Source organism: Pseudoalteromonas sp. Scap25 (genome assembly GCF_013394125.1).
GTDB lineage: Bacteria > Pseudomonadota > Gammaproteobacteria > Enterobacterales > Alteromonadaceae > Pseudoalteromonas.
Genome location: NZ_CP041327.1, coordinates 1,518,847 through 1,536,297, shown reverse-complemented (window position 1 = coordinate 1,536,297; position 17,451 = coordinate 1,518,847). Strand labels below are relative to the sequence as shown.

Genomic DNA, 17,451 nt, shown 5'->3' with positions numbered 1-17,451 from the left:
TACTTATTATTTTAATGGGGTATCCATTGATACTTATTTACTTTGAGCTATCACCTCAAAGCAGCTATCACTGTAAAAAAAGGCTACCTTTAATAATAAAGGTAGCTAATACGTTTTGACAACAAAATGATAAAACACCCTCATTGTGACACCGGTGTCATGTTAAAATCAATAAAAAAATGCCTTTATTGACAAATAAGCTTGAAAAAAATCATTAATAAACGAGAATAGCCCCTTATTGTCCTCTTAAGTAAGTAATCGTGATGAAAGGTAAAGCCACCTCATTTGATATAGCCCATTATGCTGGGGTGTCTCAATCTACAGTTTCTCGTGCTTTACGAAATAGTCCTTTGGTAAATGATGAAACCCGAAGACGAGTTCATGACATTGCCAAAAAGCTTAATTACAAAGTTGATAAAAACGCCAGTAACCTGCGCACTCAACAAAGCAGCACCCTAGCGTTATTGTTGTTTGAAGATCCTACCTCTGACGAATCGCAAATAAATCCGTTTTTTTTAGCTATGCTGGGCAGTATTACTCGGGCCTGCGCTAAAGAGGGTTATGATTTACTTGTGTCATTTCAATCGGCCAGTGCTGATTGGCAGGCAGACTATGAAGACAGTCACCGTGCAGATGGCATCATTTTATTAGGTTATGGCGACTATATAGACTTTCAGCCTAAATTTAATACTTTGCTTGAACAAAACACCAAGTTTGTTTGCTGGGGAGCAAGTGTTGATAACCGCCCCGACTTAACCATAAGCTGCGACAACTATGGAGGCGGAAAGCTAGCCGCTGAGCATTTGTTGGCACATAATCGCAAAGATTGCGCGTTTATAGGTGATGCCTCTGATCATAGCCCCGAATTTTTTGCCCGCTTTAATGGCTTTAAAGACGCGTTACAACAAAATGGCATTACACTTAATGAGCGTAAAATTGCCAATGCTATCTCTACCGAAGAATCAGGCTATCATGCCACTCGTTCGTTAATTGCTAATAACATTACCTTTAATGCACTTTTTGCAGCCAGCGACCTTATAGCAATTGGCGCAATACGGGCATTAAAAGAAGCCAATATTAACGTACCAAAAGATGTAGCCGTAATCGGCTTTGATAATATATCTATTGCCAGTTATATTAACCCGCCGCTAACAACCATAGAACAAAATACCACTATTGCTGGGCAAATGTTGGTTGAAAACCTATTAAAGCTCATTAGGGGTGAGCAAGTGCAAAGCACCCTACTACCACCGCGTTTAATTGCACGTGGCTCAAGCTAATTCATTCAGTAAAACCACTTTTAAGAAGCAACAAAATTAAAGACGACAGCGCTCTTTTACCTTAAATTAATTCAGGCTTTATTGCATTTTTACGGTCATTTGTCCTTTTTTCTTTCAATACTAAAGCTGGTGCTTTCGTAACATTAACAGGCTAGTCACACCTCGCCATCACATTAGTTTTTTTAATCTGAAAGCAGCTGTTTTTAATGTAATTTTTCACTCGTCAATACATACTTTTATCACTACAATCCTGTTTTTATTTTATTGTTAAAACTTCAAGCGATCATCTCATGCTATTAACCATCGTTTATATTATAGGTATTACAGCAGAAGCCATGACCGGTGCTCTTAGCGCTGGGCGCAGAAACATGGATTGGTTTGGTGTTATGTTAGTAGCCAGTGCCACAGCTATTGGTGGTGGTAGCGTGCGAGATATTTTATTAGGTAACTACCCGCTGACTTGGGTAAAACACCCAGAATATTTACTGATCACTTGCCTAGCCGGTATTGTTACCACTTGGTTGGCAAAATGGGTGGTTAAATTTAAAGGCATATTTATGCGCCTAGATGCACTAGGGCTTGCTGCGTTTAGTATTATTGGCTGCCAAGTTGGACTTAATATGGGTTTGCACTATGGAATTTGTGTGGTCGCAGCTATAGTAACAGGTGTATTTGGTGGATTATTACGAGATTTAATTTGTCGCCAAGCACCATTAGTACTTCATCATGAACTTTACGCAAGCGTAGCACTTATAGTCGCGTGTTTATACTTAGCACTGCACCACTACAACATTGATGACAATATCAGCGTGGTTGCAAGTTTAGTAGTAGGCTATTTAATTCGTATGGCGTCGGTACGCTTTAAATGGCGCTTACCAACATTTAATTTATTAGAGCCCGCTAATTTAAATAATGAGCAATAACAGCAGCGGTTAATGCCCACCTGCCCTAGCACTTTTAAATAGCCCGAATACTTTTCGGGCTAACAAACTAACCACAAAAAGAACTCCCAAAGCAAAACACAGTATGCTCAAGGGCATAAACACGCTTTCATGTAGAACACCATTATGATCAACATATTGATACACACTGTTTTCTATCAGCATAAAACCCGTGCCAAGCAATAAAAAGCAAACACTCAATGTGGCTGTTTTGTTTGTAAAAAAGCGCATAATCTATCCATAAATATTTTATTAAATTGTCGGGATAGCAGTTTGAATGAGCGAATATTAATCTACAATGACTGAGCAATATTACTTCTTTAAAATAAAAGTCACAGCCATTAAACTAAGCTTTTAGACATATAATAAAATCTGTCGTCTTCTTTATCTATGTTGAAACCTGAACGTGTGTAAAGCTTGTGCGCAGAGCTTATTTTAAAAACCCGAAGCCTAAGTTGCATAGCACCTTGGAGCACAGCTAAACGAGCCCCCTCATTAATTACTGCTGCACCAATACCCATATTTTGAAACGCAGCATCTACTTGTAGGTCACGTATATAGCAACCCTCATTATCAAAAGCCAAGCGCATTGCACCCACTACATCGCCATTTAACAAAACATCCCAATTTTCAAGGTCTGAAATTTGCTCACATATTTTAAGTTGCTGCCAATCAACACCATAATGCTCATAATATCCACGCATATTGGTGTAGGTTAACAGTGCCGATGCCATTAAATCAGCTGTGGGTTGATAACACATATTCATTATTGTCATTCCTTTGTTTAGCGACCTTTACAAAACTTGTTGTGTTTGCTGGTTTTTAAAATATTTATTTACTAATAATGACTGCAACAAGCTAGTACTACTGGATGTAGCCCAGTACAAAGCAATTGCAGAAGGAAAATTAACGAGAGTAACCACACAAATAATTGCGGGAATTAGGAACAATAAGGTGCTGGTTTGTTCTGCGCTACCTGGCATCATCATCATAGATAAATATGTAATAGCCCCCACTAATAACGAAAGCGCAATATCAGGCTTTGCAATACTGGCAATCCAAGCAAACTTACTATTAAATACAATTTGTTGCAGAGCCTGAAAAGTTCCAAGGCCAAATACACCTTGGCTTGCCATATTAATCACACTTTTTTTATCGATAAACTTAATATTGTGCTTTTTATACAACGCCATAGTTAATTTTGCGATTTCGCTGGGCTGGTTTTTATAGTTGCTTTTTATGCTATCTAGCTCAGGTTTTAGTGCGGCAATTGCTTTTTTATTTCTAACCATATTAGCCATAGCGACAAGGTTAATCGGCATTAAAACTAATCGCCCAATAACGGTAAACAAAATAATTGCAGCCGCTTGGCTTACGCCCACATCTTGAGTAAAAAAGGTGATTGATTGCACAATAAAATCAGTAAATAAATTCCAAATTTCCATTTTAGTTTTCCTTTTAATATTATGTATTAAAAGTAACCATTACGACATATTATGTCAATAATTTATTTTAAACTAAAAATAGGTTGCTATGATCTAGAGTCAACTTAAGCGGGGGAAAGAGCAAATTCGAATCTAAAACTTTATTTGGCATTGTGCTTTTTAATCCACCAGTTTGTAAATACTAAAACTAAAAAAATGCCTAAAAAGAAAAAATGCACTGCAACAAGAAAATAGTATGTCTGCGGACTTTGTTGGACAAAATAGTCAGTATTTCCTTTCCAAGAAATATACCCCTCCGAAAAAGCATAATATAATTTGCTAGCTAAAATTATGCTGAGCAAAGATGTGATGACTTTTACGAAAACGAGCCTAGAAAAAAAGTCACGGTCTTTGAGAACTTGTCGTTCTTGAGGCTTGTTGGCCGCAACCTCAATCTGTTGGCAAATTTTAAAATACCGAAGTGGGTAAGCTTGCTGATCAATTGAGCTGCGCGCCTCCAATAACTCTTGGAGGCTATAGTTTTGGTAATCTGGCTCCATTAAGTATCCTGCGTAGATGCCTATAGATAATGACTCCCACACGGTGTTAGCTTAATTCAATGCTAGAGCCATAATTAGTTTGTCAATTAACTAAACGACAAACGTTAATATGAATAAACATTCACATAAAGAATTCAATGACGCCCATCCTAACTGCCAGCTATAAACTTAATCATAATTAAATTCCTAAATACATTCTTACTTCTGTATATGTAAGAAATCCAATTATCTTATAAGTTTATTTTATTGAGCATACACTTAAGTAATAACAGCAGATATTACTATTAATGCCCCACTAAACATCAACCAAAAAAAAGCAAAAACAAACCACTTTTGAATATGTTTAGGTATACTCTGCCTTTTTTCAAACATTCCGTAACGCTTAGCATGAAAGGACCAAATAAAAACCGTAGCGTATTGTAGAATTCCGCTAGCGGATAAAAAGATGTTAAGGCTATAAAACTTAACACCATCATCAAGAGTTTCTTCGAGTAATGGTAACCACTTAGTTTTTAAGTAAATAACCAAACCAATCCAAATAAAAACACCTATACAACCACCGAAAAAAAAGTATGCTGAAATGACTTGAATGGAAGATGGATCAATTAATTGCATTAGTACAAGTGACCAACTTTAGCCTAACCCCAAATGTACAATCAAAACAGCAATAAAACATAAAGCAAACGTCACCATAAACAAACAAAAATAGACGATAAACCATCGCTGCACACTTTTAGGTACTAACTGTCTTTTATCAAATAAGTCATACCGCTTTGCATGCCTGCCCCAAAAGAAAACAGTAGCGTAATGCAATATTCCCATTCCAGCTGTTAGGATGTTTAATGAATAAAAAGCCTTGCCATCATCAAGAATATTTTCCACATTTTTTAATTTTCCATTTTTAATAAAAAACAGCATCGGTGTTAATATTATAAAAAATAAAATAAAAATAGTAAGCCCTAAAGCGACTATAAAAAAATCGGGAAGGCTCATTCTTTTTCCTTAACACTGTAAAAGAGCATATAGTGATAGCCACCTTAACTTCTTAATGAACCTGCGTCACAAAATTTACCAACCCTAACATGACACTCATCACAAAGAAATTAAGATGAGTGTAAGCTTTGTTTTTATTGAACCAACAATGTACACAGTAAACCTAATATTCAATTCACAACAATCACACTTATCAAAAAATTTAATAAGCACAACATAAATCATGCCTTCCTATTGCTTATTTTTAACCATAAGATAGTCAATAGTTGCAACACATATAGAAAAGTAAAGTACGCTAAGGTACTTCCACAATAAGCACTTTGCACTATCGAGTGAAAAAATATTAAAAGAAAATAAGCGACCGTCCTTTATAACAAAGACTAAGGCCAGAAAAAGTAAACATCTCATTATATTTAAATAAGTTAAACGGTTAAGTTTATCAAGAATGAAAATGATAGGAATACCAATTACTGTATTACCCATATATGCAATCACCCCCCCAAAAAAACTGATCATCTTGTAAGCTTCCCAGAGTCCACTTTGGGTGACACCTAGTTGTACTGAGAAAATACTAGCGAATAAAAATACAACGCCTAATGCCGGAAATATTATTAAAGGTGCGAATAGCAACATGCTTAAATATCTCAAAGCAACCTCCTTGCTATAAAAAAGCCGCAATAACGGCGTACAATATTAGATGACTAAACATAGTGTGAGTGATTATATCAACGGATATTACAACAACGTTAGACCACATCATTATAATGCCCGTTTAGCACCAAACGAATCTGAGGTTAGATACAAAGACTCTAAAACTGTGACCAAAATTAGTTGACCACTACACTTTGAAACATAGACATAATGACTCCCACACGGTGTTAGCCTCCGCTTTTCGTGGGTTAGCTTAATTCAAAGCCAGAGCCATAATTAGTTTGTCAAATAACTATACAGCAGAGGCTAACATGAATAAACATAGCATACTTTTTATCGGTCTTGATACACATAAAGAATTCAATGAAGTCGCCTATATTGAAGAACATAGAGGCGCTCAACCTGTTCATCTTGGCCGAATTCCCTCTTCAAAAGTGGCCGTTCAAAAGCTTGTTCGTCAGTTCGAATCTAAATACCCTGGCGCAACGCTACACTTTGTTTATGAAGCAGGTCCCTGTGGTTATTGGATTTATCGATTGATTACCAGCCTTGGCCATTGCTGTTATGTGGTTGCCCCGTCTCTTATTCCTAAAAAACCAGGCGAGAAGATTAAAACCGATAAACGTGATGCCCTTAAGCTCACTAAATTACTTAAATCTGAAGATTTAACACCTATTTATGTTCCCGAGCCTGAAGATGAAGCTGTACGTGATTTATCTCGCGCACGCGAAGTAGCCATGAAAGATTTAAAAGATGCTAAATATCAATTAAAAGCACTGCTGCTTCGTAATAATATTAATTACAAAGGCACTGCAAATTGGTCACAAAAGCATTTACGTTGGCTCACTGAGCTTGTGTTGCCACATCCCGCGCAGCACATCGTTTTACAAGAGTTTTTTCACACGATTAATGAACGAATAAGCCGACTTGAACGGCTAGACAATGAGCTAACACATCACGTCCATCAATGGCGATATTACCCTGTAGTAAAAGCAATACAAGCTATGCGTGGTGTTCGTTTGTTGGTCGCCACTGGCGTTGTGGCTGAGCTTGGCGATTTATCGCGATTCGACCATCCCCGCAAATTAATGAGTTACCTCGGTCTTGTACCCAGTGAACACTCGAGTGGTGGCAAACGCCATATTGGCGCCATCACAAAATGCGGGAACGGCCGAGCAAGGCGCCTTCTTGTGGAAGGTGCACATACTTATCGCTATGCAGCAAATATATCCACAGATATGCAAAAACGACAAGAAGGTTTACCAAAGGACATTATTGATATTGCGTGGAAAGCACAGCTTAGGCTCTGCAAGCGATATAAAAAAATGATAGCCAAAGGGAAACACTACAACCTTGTTGTCACTGCAATTGCCCGAGAAATGATTGCGTACATATGGGCCATTGCTAAAGAAGTGGTGCTTACGCCAGTGAATACAAAACTGAGATTGGCAAGAGTACCCGCATGATAAACGAATTAGAGTTAATGCATGGGATCAAGCATCGGGTGTGGCACAACCACCGACGGCGTTAGGATGGCAATGCAGCTAACGCTGCATTGAACCACGAACATAGACTGAAGACAGGTGCCACGACGAAATAAGTAAGGTCTGCTCTGTTACTAGAAATAGTAATAACCAACGAATATCAGCAAGATAACCGACGACATTACTTGCTTCATCCTATGTATTAACTCGCTCTAATTCGAGCTAAAGTAATTATGGCTTAAAAAGTTAGGCAAGGATCAGTGTGCTTAACTTGACAGTGGGAGTCATACCAACGCCCTGTTAACAGGCAATAAAATAGTTGGTTAAAATAAGCGACGAAGGAGCAAAAACCAACTGTTTTTTGTCCTTGTTTAACAGCTTGTTAGCTACCCAATACACCTAATATCCAGTCATAGTAATTTGACACCCTAACTTGATAAGCAGTAGTACCATACAAACCACCTTTAAAAGTAGATATATCGCCATGCCCTAATTGCCAACTTGATAAACCTACAAGAAGAGGGACGCCTTCTTGAAAGATAACAGAAGCACCTCCGCTATCCCCTGAACCATGCATGCCTTCAAGTGGCAATGCGTTTTCTGGTTCGTCAAATGTAAATGTTAACCAGTTACCTTCCGCGCTATTAATAATATTTTGAAACTGGTTCATCACACGAAGAGATTTAGTATCTGGGTCTTCGCCAGTTAATCCGTTCCCAGTAGCCCCCCTACCATAGACTGTAATTGTTTTGCCTTTTTCACTTTTACCAGAATATATATTGATTGGTTTTACACCGCTAACAGTTGAAGCTAATTTGATTAACGCTATATCACTTCTAGATTTGAAAAAATCCATTAAGGGCGCCAAATCACCTTTAAGTAAATTTTTATTAGGTTGAGTGTAATCTGGGTGTATATGAACGCTTTCAATTTCATACTCTTTTGAACCAATTAATAAATCTTTGCCAACATAATCATAAAAAATAGTGTGCGCTACAGTTACAACCCATTGTGAACTTATTAATACACCATGTCCTTCATGGGGCATATCTATTAGGTATTCAGGCATTTTATCAATGACATAATTTTCAGGGGGAACATCATGTCTCTTCACTACAGCATTGCTGCATGTAGAAAAGAAAATAATGGATAAGATAAATAAAGTTTTCATATTACGTCCATGTTCATTGATGGGTAGCTTACAGCTTATTCAAAGGATCTAAACCCGCAAGTTGTAGACATAAAATCCTTTTATTTTTTAATACTTTAAGTTTAACTCTGTATCTAAATGTAAATCAAGGGATTTATATTTGTTGTTTTTTTGTTGTTGTAAAATACAAGAAATAATCCCGCGAGTTGTTGAAAAAAAACTAAATACAACTACTGTTTTTATATACAGCACCAGCTAGAGCAGATTATGCCTTCTATATTTTTAGAATCAATCCGTGACTTTATGATAACGCGTCGTTATGCCAAGCGTACTATAGACACTTATCAATATTGGATAAAATTTTACATTTTATACCATGGTAAAAAACATCCGGCGCAATTGGCAGAGTCGGAGGTTGAGCAATTCTTATCTTATTTAAGTAATCAGCGTAATGTTGCAATGAAAACTCAGGCAACGGCTTTAAATGCTTTGGTATTTTTATACCGTCATATTATTAGTCGACCGTTATCACTTGAAATGAATTTTAATAAATCACTCGTGTCACCTAAATTACCGGTAGTACTGACCCGTGAAGAAATACAGCGTTTATTATTGGCAATGGATCCAAAGTATAAACTTATCGCTCAGATACTTTACGGTAGTGGTCTACGTTTAATGGAAGCTGTAAGGCTACGGGTAAAAGATGTCGATTATGACTATGTCTCATTAATGATTTGGCAGGGCAAAGGCAATAAAAACCGCAGAGTAACATTAGCACTCGAACTACTGCCGTTGTTGCGCAGCCAAAGTCACTTGGTAAATGACTACTGGCATCGAGACAAACAAGCAACAGACTATGCCGGTGTCTGGCTTGCGAATGCATTAGCTAGAAAATACCCAGCGGCTCCTTATGAAATGAGCTGGCAATATTTGTTTCCTTCTGCCCAGTTAAGCATGGACCCAGAAAGTAAAAAGCTGCGTCGCCACCATATTGATGAAACAACGGTTCGTAAAGCAATTAAACAGGCAGCAAAGCTGGCAAAAATTCAAAAAAATGTTACCTGCCATACACTACGGCACTCGTTCGCTACCCACTTACTTGAATCTGGTGCAGATATACGCACCGTGCAAGAACAACTCGGCCATAGCGATGTTCGCACCACGCAAATATATACGCATGTTTTACAACAAGGCGCGAATGGGGTAATTAGCCCACTAAGTAAAATATTATAAAGTATGAATTTAAAGGACTTTTATCTAATCTAATAAGCTTTAAAAATGAGCTATAACTTGGGGCAATGCAATAAAAGCACTTTAACCAAAAGGGGCTAACGTATGTTAGCCCTTTTGTGTTTTTTTTATTTATAGTGTGTTGTTTAGTAACAATAAACCATAGCCAGCGAGTTGCTCGCCATTGAGGTCGTGTTGCCAGCTAGGCGTTAACCCATTGTGTTTGATGCTGCTGATGCTTTGCGGGTTAGCGGTTAAGTTAAGCACAAACATACTTTTACTGCCGTTTAACTCGCGGGTTATTTCAACAAGGCCGTTGTTATGCTGTGTTAATTCGTAACTGCCTTTAATACCCAGCTCTGGGCGCTGTTTTTTTAGTGCGATTAAGTGCTGATATAAACGCCACAGTGAATCAGGTTGTGCTTGTTGCGTTTTTACATTGCGATCAGCAGCATTAATTTGCTGTGCTAAATATTCAGGCCACCACTGGGTGTAGTTATCACCAAACAGTTCAGCCTGCTCAATCCAACTTGTTTGAGCTTGAGTAAAACCAGCTTGGTTGCTGTTATTCCACTGCATTGGTGCGCGTTTATACACATCGTGACCTGTGCCACCTTGTGTTAGGCCAATTTCTTCACCGTAATAAATATACGGCGTGCCAGGAGAGCTAAATAACATGGCAGCAGCAAGTTTTGCTTTATCGTCGTGCTCTGCAAGTTGATAAGCAACACGTTCTTGGTCGTGATTAGTTAAAAACGGTGCAAAAAAATCAAGTGGTGCAGTTGAATCAATACGCTGTTGTAAATTTTGTTTGAGCACATTGGCATCAACTGCGTTGATTTTTTGGTTAGATTGCATGGTGCCAAATTGCGCTTCACCACTGGCATCGGGTTTTAATAAGCCCAATATTTTATAGCCTACTTCAAAATCAAAGCCTTGATCGAGGCCTTTACCTTCGCCAAAGTATTTTGCCGCAACGGGAATGTCAGCCCATGCTTCACCCACTAAGTACGCCTCTGGATCAACGCTTTTTACGTATTGGTTAAAATGCTGCCAATATGCAATGGTTTCGTCGGTATCGGCTTGCGCATCTGCGCCACCTTCCATTGCAAAACGTACTGCGTCTAATCTAAACCCTGCAACGCCTTTATCAAGCCAAAACTTAGCCATTTTTTCCATTTCGGCAACAACATCAGGGTGGCGTAAATTCAAGTCAGGTTGGCTCGCTCCAAACGCACCATAGTAATACTGCTGGCGTGTTTCATTCCAATGCCATACGGCATCTGGTTGGTCGTTATTACTCCATGCGTGGCCCCAGCCACTTCCGGCTTTTGGCATATCGTCGCGCCAAATAAAGTAATCTGCATAAGGGGCTTCTTGTTTTGCTGAACGCTGAAACCATTCATGGTTACTTGATATATGGTTTATAACTAAATCAAGTATGACTTTCATGCCTTTGTCGTCAGCAGCTTTTATAAAGGCTTCAAACTCGGCCATGCTGCCGTAGTCGTTTTCTACTTGGTAAAATTCAGTAAAATCATAGCCATGATAAGAAGGTGCTTCAAACATTGGGGTTAACCACAGTGCATTTACACCGAGGTCTTGTAGATACGGGAGCTTTTGGGTCATACCATTAAAATCGCCATGACCATCAGCATCGCTGTCGTAAAAACTGCGGGGCCAAATTTGGTAAAAAATGGCGGTTTCCCACCATGGGTTTGCTTGTTGTTCAGTATTTAGTGGCGATGTTTCGGTGTTATTCGTGACGTTATTTAATGATGGTGCGCTTTGGCAGCCTGTTAGCATGATTGCTAATGCTAATGCGCTCAAGGTAAATGTTTTCATTTCAGCCTCGTTATTATTGTAATAAATAACATAGCCGTATTTTACTACGGCTGTGTTAATTAGTTTGCGGTTATTTTAGTGCTTTAGTTACCACTGGGTAATGATCCCATACCTGCTTGTCGCTTAGTGAGCGCACTAGCTTTACGTATTCCGCATGTGTCCACGCCAGTGGTGTGGCCGAGTTTGTACCCTCGCCTAACGTGTAACCCGCTTTATTAATGCCTACACCATCCCATACTTGTTCAGGTAGCATCATGCCTTGGTTAGCAAATTGCTCTAGGCCTTTTACATAACTATTTTTAATAGCCTGCTGTTTTGTTGCATCTAAACTGTTATTGGCATTTGCGGCGGCAATTTCGTAATGACCACGTTCACCGGTAAAAAATGGCCAAACTCGCCCACGTTGACCTGGGCTATTTTTTCCACCTTCGGCATAGTTAGCGCCCGTTACTTCGTCTTCACCGTATCCGTCATTACCATAGCGGCGGTAGCCTGCAAATGTGCCGCTGCCGTCAGTAAACTTAAAGCTGTATTTAACTTGTAGGTTATCTGTTAGGGTTTCGTCATCATATTCTGGCAATGTTTTTACTATGCTAGGCGATAGTGCATCACGTACGCCATAGCGAACAAGTTCTAAAAATCCACCATCGAGTATTTGCTTTTTATTAAAGCCTTCACGGCCGTTGTTGGCGTTAATTTTAGTATTTGAATTGGCGTCTTTATCTTGGCCAATGCGAATAAAGTATTCACCATCAGAAGCGCTCGACTCTAAATTACCAGCCGTTGTAAACATTAATTTTTCAATATCATTGTTATAACGCTTAGCTGTATTTAGATAACGTGTTGCATTGGCTTCATCACCTGCTAGTTTAGCGATATCGGCTGCAGTAATTAAACCAGTAACAACAGCGGCGGTGGTTGATGGCGAATACCCTTCTTGCTCTTCCCAGCGTTCTTGCTGAGTGGCTGGCGGCGTTATTTGTGTACCGTTCCATAGAATGTTTGCACGACCACCCTCAACTAAAAAGTCTGCCGCAGGTTTTAACATACGACTATACCAATCAGTGAGCTCTGCATCACTTAATACACCTGCCTGATGGAGTTTCCATGCAAGCATGAGTGGCATTGCTGTTTGGTCTAGCTGTACGCCTACCCATTCTAGTTCACCATCAACATGTGTTTTTTGTAAAAACCACCCTGTATCGCCTTTATTGCCTGGGGTTTTGCTGTTTACTTGAACTTTTTCAAGGTATTCGAATGCGGTTTTAGCGGTCGCATTATCGCCCATGGCCATAAACGCCATGGCAACTTGATAAAAGTCGCGCACCCATACCGCTTTGTAACCAGTAGAGCCTGTTTTAGCCGATACGGTTTCGCCCCATGGGTTAGATAGTGAGGCAATAAGCGCACCTGCATGAGTTTTATCTTCTTGCGCTTTAAGTACCATGGCACTGGTGTAAAGTAACTTGCCGTTATCTGCGGTTTGTTCGCTCATGTTATTTAGCGGTGCAAGGCTTTGCAGGTAGTCTTGCCAACCGAGCGCTTCACCTTTACCGTTGTAATTATCAAGCACCGCTTGGTAACCTTTGGCTAACGTAGCTTGCCCTTGTTTAAAGCTAGTTTGTTCGCTATTACCAAAGCTTAGGGTTAAATCGAACTGGCTGTTTTCACCAATTTCACCCAGCTCGGCAAGTAAGCTAACATTACCTGATTGTTCACCGGTATTGTTATAAACCTGTGTAAGCTGCTGAGTTGTTTTCAGCTGATTTAAACCGTCGCTCTCACCTGTAAAACCAACACTTGTTTGTTTAAATGGCTGCGCACCTTGTAATGAAAGGTAGCTGTTGTCTTGCCATGCAAGCAGCCCTCGTTCTGTGGTTTTAGCAAAATCATCAAGGCCGTTATTATCAACATACGGGTTAACGCTTACGTATGCCTTAACGCCTTCAAGCTGGGTATTAAAAATACTGCGTACAAATAAGCTTTGCCCATCAGGATCGGTAAATATATGTTTTTCGAGGCTAAAGCGGCCTTGCTTATCTTTGCTTACTACTTTGTAAGCTAATGATAACGGGCGGCCTTTATCGTCTTTGTATAAGTAGTCAATGGTAACGTCTAAATCGTCAGCTTCGGTAACTGTAAAATCCTTTCCTACTACCACAAATTGCATGTCTTTAATTTGCGCTTGGTGAATAAGCCCAAACATTGTTTCGGTGATCATACCTTTAGCAATTGAAAACCATACTTTTGACACCGTTCCTGTAGGGGCTTCATCACTGTAATGGCCATTTTGATATTGCTCAAAAGATGTGCCAATACCGGTTTTGCCTGCATAGGCCCAAAATGGCTCTGCCCCAGGGGCACCTGGTGCCGATACCTGTATTACAGCGCTGTTTGATGGCTCTTGCTGCGCGCCACAAGCTGTTAAACCAAGCATTAATAAACTGGTGGTAATTGTATTTAATTTTTTCATTTTAAAGCCTTAATTAATTTCAGTTTACTCGTTACGTTACTGAGTATGCTTAACACGCAATACCGCAACCGCTGCAAGTACAAACGACACAGCGCCCAGTACTAATGCGTAAATAGGTTGGTTTTCAAAAAAGTGGCGTAATATTAACCCCAGCACACTGGCGGCTAATAATTGTGGGATCACAATGAAAAAGTTGAAAATACCCATGTAAACACCCATTTTGTGACTCGGTACCGAAGTACTTAACATTGCATAAGGCAGAGATAAGATAGACGCCCACGCAAAGCCAACGCCTATCATTGGCCAAATAAGTAAGCTGGGATCTTTTATAAACATAAAGCTTGCTAGGCCCAACGCACCTAAAATAAGGTTAAGTGCATGTGCTACTTTTAATCCCATGCGTTTAACGATGATCGGGATACATAAAGCAGCAATCGCGGCAAAGCCGTTGTAAGCGGCGAATAATATACCCACCCAATCTGCACCGTTGTTGTAGGCTAACGAGCTGGTGTCGGTACTACCGTAATGAAAGCTAGTAACCGCTGAGGTGCTGTAAATCCACATAGCAAATAACGCAAACCAACTAAAAAATTGTACCCATGCCAATTGCTTCATCGCCTCAGGCATAGTGAATACATCATTCACTACATTATAAAAACCGCCGCTAGTGTGCTGTTTAGCTTTTAATGCCGCTGCAATAAATTGAATAACACCAAAACTAACTAACCCAGCAGCCAGCAAGTAAAGTTCTTTTTCCAGATCCAGCCCTAATACTGTGGCTAAAACAAGCAAACCTAAGCCGCTAAAAATAACGCCGCCTTTGGTAAAATTAACGCTATTAGTAATATTGGTTTGTGTTGTTTGTGATTCTTGTTGATTAAATTGTGCAAGCTGCTCGGGTGAGTACTCTTTTGTGGTGACAATAGTCCAGCCAACTGCAATAAATAAAATAACCCCACCAAAGTAAAACGAATACTTTACAGAATCAGGAATTTGACCAATCGGTGCGGTATTAGCAATATCAAACCAGTTGGTCATCATCCAAGGGAGTGCTGATGCAACCACCGCTCCCACACCAATAAAAAAGCTTTGCATGGCATAGCCTGTGGCGCGCTGCTTGTTTGGCAAGTTGTCGCCTACTAAAGCACGAAACGGTTCCATGGTAACGTTAATTGACGCATCCATAATCCACAGCATACCTGCAGCAATCCAAAGCGTAGGAGAATTTGGCATAATAAAAAGCGATAACGTGGTTAATATAGCGCCGTATAAAAAGAAAGGACGGCGGCGGCCTAATTTGCCCCAAGTTTTATCACTCCAATAACCAATAATTGGTTGCACAATTAAGCCGGTGAGTGGCGCTGCAACCCATAAAATAGGAATATCATCGACATTAGCGCCAAGTGTTTGAAATATACGGCTTACGTTACCGTTTTGCAGTGCAAAGCCAAATTGAATGCCTAAAAAGCCAAAGCACATATTCCATATTTGCCAAAAGCTTAAGGTTGGTTTGTTGTTATAATTCATGATCAGCCTTATTTGTTAAAACGGCACTGCTGAGTGCATCAAGGGTCAGCGTAAAGGTTGTATTTTGTTTCTCATCGCTCACCAAAATACTGCTATGCGACTCTAGTAGGTCGTATAGCGTTGAGTTTGGTTTGAGCATAGTTGCTTGATTCGGCGTGAGCGTAATAGTGACTGTTTGTGATTGCTGGCTAAAGTTGCTCAGCACCCATAATGATTGCTGGCCTAAGGTGCGTACAAAACCCACCACTCTATCACTGCCTGTTACCATCAAGGGTGCCATATCACCGGCAACAACAGCAGGTAAGCCATTAAGTTCCATAATTGCGATATAGTATTGACGTAACTGTGCTTGCTCAGGAGTTAAATTTGCGCCATCAAACTTGCCATTATTCATCCATGCTTGGTGCGCTGGTACGCCAATATAATCAAAAATACTGGTGCGTGTAGGCGAACCAAAGCCTGCGTTTTCTGATCCATCTTCACCTACGTCTTGACCAAAATAAAGCAAGGTTGGCGAACGACTAATTAAGTTAGAAACCACCATAGCCGGTTTACCCCATGCAGCGTTGCCAGCAAAGTCAGGACTTGCGATACGTTGTTCGTCATGGTTTTCTAAAAAGTGTAGCATGTGCTGTTCAATATCTGCCACTTCAGCTTGTGCTTTAAATAACGTGTTAGCGGGTTGCTTACCTTGCATAATCCCTTTTAGGGTGTCGTAAAAACCGACCTTGTCATACAAGTAGTCCATTTTACCTTGGTGAATATAGGTGCGGTACATCAATGGGTTATATACTTCGGCGAGTAAAAACGCATCGGGTTTATGTGTTTTTATTGATGAATTTAAAAAGCTCCAAAATTCAACGGGTACCATTTCAGCCATATCATAGCGAAAGCCATCAACCCCTTTATCTAGCCAATAAAGGGCAATATTTCTAAATTTATACCAACTATTTGGCAGTTCTTTATCTTGCCAAAATTCATAATGTGCACGGTAATCTTGGTTTTCAAGCGATTTAGGTAAAGTTGGAAAGTCTAGGCTGCCATCGGGTTTAACACCGTAGTTAACTTTTACCGTTTCGTACCAGTCGTTTATATCAGGCTTTGGAGCACGTGCACCATTGCCAGTCCATTTTGCTGGGATTTCACTAAATTGACCATCGGCTAAAGGGTGTTTGTTGCCACCTAATACTTGGTAGCTGTCGCTTGTTGGTACTTTAAATGATTCACCCGGTACATAGTAAAAATTATTATTTTTAGCATACGCCTTGCTAGTATCATCGTCCTCACCAAAGTCTTTCACGCCGTTAGGCTTTGAGATTGAGTGATAATCTCGAGCCACATGATTAGGAACAATATCAATAATTACTTTCATGTCATGCTCATGAGTACGCTCAATTAGCGCGCTGAACTCTTCGAGTCTATTAGTAACATTAATTGCCAAATCAGGGTTTACATCGTAATAATCTTTTATTGCATAAGGCGAACCTGCACGCCCTTTTACCACATCAGGATCGTCTTGTTTTATACCGTACTCAGTGTAATCCCCCACTAAGGCATGATGCAAAACGCCGGTGTACCACACATGCGTGGTACCTAGCTCTTTAATGCCTTTTAGTGCCTCGTCGTTAAAATCAGCAAACTTACCAACTCCATTTTGCTCTTTGGTTCCCCATGGCACATTAGCGGTTTGGGTGTTACCAAATAAACGAGTAAATACTTGATATACCACTGGCTTAACTGGGTCTGTTTGCTTAACTAACAAATCTGTTTTTGTCTCTTTGTCATCACTGCAACCGTGCACCAGCAATGCGCTGCATATAAGCAACGGCGTGTAAAATCTTTTTTTCATTGTGTGTGTCATTTTTATTTCAGTGTTGTTATAGGTTTATACTA

16 protein-coding genes are annotated in these 17,451 nt (G+C 39.8%); 4 read left to right on the top strand and 12 right to left on the bottom strand.

The window, feature by feature from the left end; genetic code table 11:
* The first annotated feature begins 263 nt into the window (after positions 1-263).
* On the top strand, positions 264-1,280 hold the full coding sequence (locus FLM54_RS07010) for a LacI family DNA-binding transcriptional regulator (protein ID WP_138687080.1): 1,017 nt from the start codon (positions 264-266) through the stop codon (positions 1,278-1,280).
* A gap of 290 nt (positions 1,281-1,570) precedes the next feature.
* On the top strand, positions 1,571-2,203 hold the full coding sequence (locus FLM54_RS07005) for a trimeric intracellular cation channel family protein (RefSeq protein WP_075169453.1): 633 nt from the start codon (positions 1,571-1,573) through the stop codon (positions 2,201-2,203).
* A gap of 9 nt (positions 2,204-2,212) precedes the next feature.
* Here FLM54_RS07005 and FLM54_RS07000 read toward each other — a convergent pair whose 3' ends face one another.
* The 7 genes from FLM54_RS07000 to FLM54_RS06970 all read right to left on the bottom strand — a co-directional run bounded on the left by FLM54_RS07000 (position 2,213) and on the right by FLM54_RS06970 (position 5,846).
* Entirely contained in the window at positions 2,213-2,452 is a 240-nt protein-coding gene (locus FLM54_RS07000) for a DUF3955 domain-containing protein (protein ID WP_054200833.1), read from the bottom strand.
* 110 nt (positions 2,453-2,562) lie between these two features.
* Complete coding sequence (locus FLM54_RS06995) at positions 2,563-2,988, bottom strand: N-acetyltransferase (protein WP_178955976.1); 426 nt, start codon at positions 2,986-2,988, stop codon at positions 2,563-2,565.
* Positions 2,989-3,015: 27 nt separating this feature from the next.
* Complete coding sequence (gene yidC / locus FLM54_RS06990; protein WP_178955975.1) at positions 3,016-3,666, bottom strand: membrane protein insertase YidC; 651 nt, start codon at positions 3,664-3,666, stop codon at positions 3,016-3,018.
* A gap of 140 nt (positions 3,667-3,806) precedes the next feature.
* Positions 3,807-4,205 (bottom strand): hypothetical protein, encoded by a 399-nt coding sequence (locus tag FLM54_RS06985; protein ID WP_178955973.1) that lies wholly within the window; start codon positions 4,203-4,205, stop codon positions 3,807-3,809.
* A 258-nt stretch (positions 4,206-4,463) separates the two neighbouring features.
* A complete protein-coding gene (locus FLM54_RS06980; protein ID WP_178955971.1) occupies positions 4,464-4,820 on the bottom strand; it encodes a hypothetical protein in 357 nt (118 codons plus the stop codon).
* Positions 4,821-4,838: 18 nt separating this feature from the next.
* Positions 4,839-5,198 (bottom strand): hypothetical protein, encoded by a 360-nt coding sequence (locus FLM54_RS06975; RefSeq protein WP_178955969.1) that lies wholly within the window; start codon positions 5,196-5,198, stop codon positions 4,839-4,841.
* Positions 5,199-5,429: 231 nt separating this feature from the next.
* The gene (locus FLM54_RS06970) at positions 5,430-5,846 is read right to left on the bottom strand and encodes a hypothetical protein (RefSeq protein ID WP_178955967.1); all 417 of its coding nucleotides are present in this window, start codon (positions 5,844-5,846) and stop codon (positions 5,430-5,432) included.
* A 314-nt stretch (positions 5,847-6,160) separates the two neighbouring features.
* Here FLM54_RS06970 and FLM54_RS06965 point away from each other — a divergent pair, with 314 nt between their 5' ends.
* Positions 6,161-7,315: an IS110 family transposase gene (locus FLM54_RS06965; protein ID WP_178955965.1), complete on the top strand. Its 1,155-nt coding sequence runs from the start codon at positions 6,161-6,163 to the stop codon at positions 7,313-7,315.
* A 400-nt stretch (positions 7,316-7,715) separates the two neighbouring features.
* On the opposite strand, the gene FLM54_RS06960 is transcribed toward FLM54_RS06965, so the two are convergent.
* Positions 7,716-8,504, bottom strand: coding sequence for a trypsin-like serine protease (locus tag FLM54_RS06960; RefSeq protein WP_178955963.1), 789 nt, complete (start codon positions 8,502-8,504; stop codon positions 7,716-7,718).
* Between the two features lie 246 nt (positions 8,505-8,750).
* Here FLM54_RS06960 and FLM54_RS06955 point away from each other — a divergent pair, with 246 nt between their 5' ends.
* Positions 8,751-9,716 carry an integron integrase gene (locus FLM54_RS06955; RefSeq protein WP_178955961.1) on the top strand — a complete coding sequence of 322 codons (966 nt, stop codon included), beginning with the start codon at positions 8,751-8,753 and terminating at the stop codon, positions 9,714-9,716.
* Between the two features lie 129 nt (positions 9,717-9,845).
* On the opposite strand, the gene FLM54_RS06950 is transcribed toward FLM54_RS06955, so the two are convergent.
* From FLM54_RS06950 to FLM54_RS06935, 4 genes are all read right to left on the bottom strand, one after another.
* A complete protein-coding gene (locus FLM54_RS06950) occupies positions 9,846-11,558 on the bottom strand; it encodes an alpha-amylase family glycosyl hydrolase (protein WP_178955951.1) in 1,713 nt (570 codons plus the stop codon).
* A 70-nt stretch (positions 11,559-11,628) separates the two neighbouring features.
* Positions 11,629-14,031 carry a glycoside hydrolase family 15 protein gene (locus FLM54_RS06945; RefSeq protein WP_178955949.1) on the bottom strand — a complete coding sequence of 801 codons (2,403 nt, stop codon included), beginning with the start codon at positions 14,029-14,031 and terminating at the stop codon, positions 11,629-11,631.
* 36 nt (positions 14,032-14,067) lie between these two features.
* On the bottom strand, positions 14,068-15,558 hold the full coding sequence (locus FLM54_RS06940) for an MFS transporter (RefSeq protein ID WP_178955947.1): 1,491 nt from the start codon (positions 15,556-15,558) through the stop codon (positions 14,068-14,070).
* Complete coding sequence (locus FLM54_RS06935; RefSeq protein ID WP_178955945.1) at positions 15,548-17,407, bottom strand: alpha-amylase family protein; 1,860 nt, start codon at positions 17,405-17,407, stop codon at positions 15,548-15,550. Before FLM54_RS06935 ends, FLM54_RS06940 begins: the two co-directional genes overlap by 11 nt.
* Positions 17,408-17,451 lie beyond the last annotated feature (44 nt).